We start from the raw sequence: 2,492 nt of genomic DNA on the forward strand, positions 1-2,492 counted from the left end.
AGGAACAGTCACCTCACGATCACACACGACCAGCCCGCACTGATCGACCCCGAACACCGCACAGCCGAACTGCTCGACCCCGAAACCGGCGCGGCCACCCAGACGATCCAGCTCGATCTGCCCGCCGACGACGCGGTGATCGTCAGCGGCTCCACCGCACGTCCCCGGCTGCTGATCGCGGTTCCCCACCGCGGCGAGCTGGTCTCGTGCGGTTTCGACACGAATTCATGTGCTGAGCCCGTGCAGGTCAGTTCCGCCGGTGCCGAGCTCGGAAAACCGGTCGAGGTCGACGACCACGCGGTGGTGCCCGACTACTCCACCGGTCAGGCCACGATCGTCGACCTGGTCGGCTCGCGCGTGGTCGCCCAGCGCCAGCTGTTCGAGCAGCCGACACCGTTCGAGCTGATCGCCCACGACGGCTTTGTCTTCTTCAACGACCCCAACGGAAATCGGGCCGGCGTGCTCGACTTGTGGGGCGACGTGCGGACGATCACCAAGTACACCGAGCACCCGGCCGCGGACGATCTCTCCCCGACGCCGGACCAGTCCACGCGGACGGACGAGATGAAGAAGGTCGGCCACGAGAATCCGGAGATCGGGCTGGGGCTGCCCCACCAGACCAGCCCGCCCGATCTGACGGTTCCGGCGCCGAGTCCCACGGCGTCCATCGTGGTCGAACCAGGCAACCTCGGTGTCGCCGGCGACGAGTTCGAACTGACCTTCGTGCTCCAGCCCGCCTCCGACACCACCATCCAGTGGTCCTTCGGCGACGGAACCAACGCGTCCGGCTCTTCGGTCCGGCACAGCTGGTCCGAGGCTGGTGTCTTCACCGTCCGCGCGACTGCCACCTTCGACACGGGCACGCGGGCTGAAGCGGAGACCACGGTGACCGTCGAGCCACCGGGACCTCCGCCGCGGATCACCTCGCTCAACGTCCGCAGGCCCAGGCCGGTGATCGGGGAGTCGGTGCACTTCAGCTCTGACACCACCCGGAAGCCGGACAGGTGGGAGTGGACTGTGACCAGGCGAGGTCAGCGGCTACCCGAGGTGACCGCGACGACCGCCGAGTTCGACCACGCGTTCACCGCACCGGGCGAATACACCGTCGCGCTCACCGTCGCGAAGGGATACCAGACTGCGCAGTCGGCCCAGTCGTTCACCGTCGTACGAGGCACCGTCAGGGGCTGGGGCGACAACTTCCTGCACCAGTTGGACATTCCGAAGGCGGCCGACAGCGGCGTGATCGCGATCGACGCGGCACGCACTCACTCGTTGGCGTTGAAGGCGGACGGCTCCGTGGTCGCCTGGGGCGACAACCAGCAAGGGCAGGTGACGGTGCCCCCGCAGGCGTTGAGCGGCGTCCTGGCGATCGCCGCCGGGGACGAGCACAGCATGGCGTTGAAGGTGGACGGCTCCGTGGTCGCCTGGGGCGGCCGCTGGGGTCAGGCGGATGTTCCGGAAGCTGCCCGAAGTGGTGTGGTGGCGATCGCCGCCGGGTGGGCGCTCAGCATGGCGTTGAGAGCTGATGGCTCCGTGGTCGCCTGGGGCAGCAACGGAAATGGGCAGACGGCAGTACCCGCGCAGGCGTCCAGCGGTGTCGTCGCGATCGCCGCCGGGCCGATCACAAGTGCGGCGTTGAAGGCAGACGGCTCCGTCGTCGTCTGGGGCGACGTCTCGAATCGTCAGTCGCCGGTGCCGTCCAGGATCACCACTGGTGATGTGCGTGCACTTGCCCTGGGGCAACGAGCCGGCTTGGCGTTGAAGGCAAACGGTTCCGTCGCCAGCTGGGGCGACATCCGCTCCATCGTGTATCTCGTGCCGCCGAACGCGAAGAGCGGTGTGATCGCGATGGACTGCCGCGACGAACACGTCTTGGCGGTGAAGGCGGACGGCACCGCGATCGGGTGGGGCGACGGCGCTGTTGCGGTGCCTCGCGAGTACAACCGGGGCGTGATGTCCGTCGCGGCCGGCAACTCCTTCAGTTTGATCTTGCTGGAAGGGATCGACTGACCGATGAAACCACTGACTCGACGTACCCGGCTCCTGACCGCGCTCACCGCCGTCGCAGCGATCACCGCGGCGGTTCTCGTGGTGGGACCGGGCTATCACACCGCGCAGGTGCGCATGCGTGCCGGCACGGCCTGGCTGGCGTCCAGCCAGACCGGCCAGGCGACTCTGGTGGACGGTGCTGCCGCCGAGGTGGCGGCCCACGTGCCGGTCGCCGAGGCCGGTACGACGTTGAGCCTCGCCCAACGGGGTAGCTCAGCCCTCGTGCTCAACCGGGAAACCGGCCGGCTGAGCAGCGTCGACAGCGCCACCGAACGGGTTTCCACTCCGGTGCCGGTGCTGCCGGCCAGCGACGGGCTGATCGTCCTGCCGGCGCCGGACGCGCTGTACGTGGTCGACGTCCGCAGTGGCACGGTCGCCTCGGTCGACCCCGCGACGCTGGCTGCGAAAGGCGAACCCGAGCACCTCGCCGAGGCGATCAAGCC

General features: G+C 68.6%; 2 protein-coding genes. Both read left to right on the forward strand.

Annotation, left to right across the window (positions count from 1 at the left end; translation table 11 throughout):
• Positions 1-2,010 (forward strand): PKD domain-containing protein (locus ABZX92_RS45655; protein ID WP_355572390.1); only part of this gene is annotated, 2,010 nt, incomplete at its 5' end.
• Positions 2,011-2,013: 3 nt separating this feature from the next.
• On the forward strand, positions 2,014-2,492 hold a 479-nt coding region (locus ABZX92_RS45660), incomplete at its 3' end, for a hypothetical protein (protein WP_355572392.1).

Source organism: Lentzea sp. NPDC006480 (assembly GCF_040611995.1).
Taxonomy (GTDB): Bacteria; Actinomycetota; Actinomycetes; order Mycobacteriales; family Pseudonocardiaceae; genus Lentzea.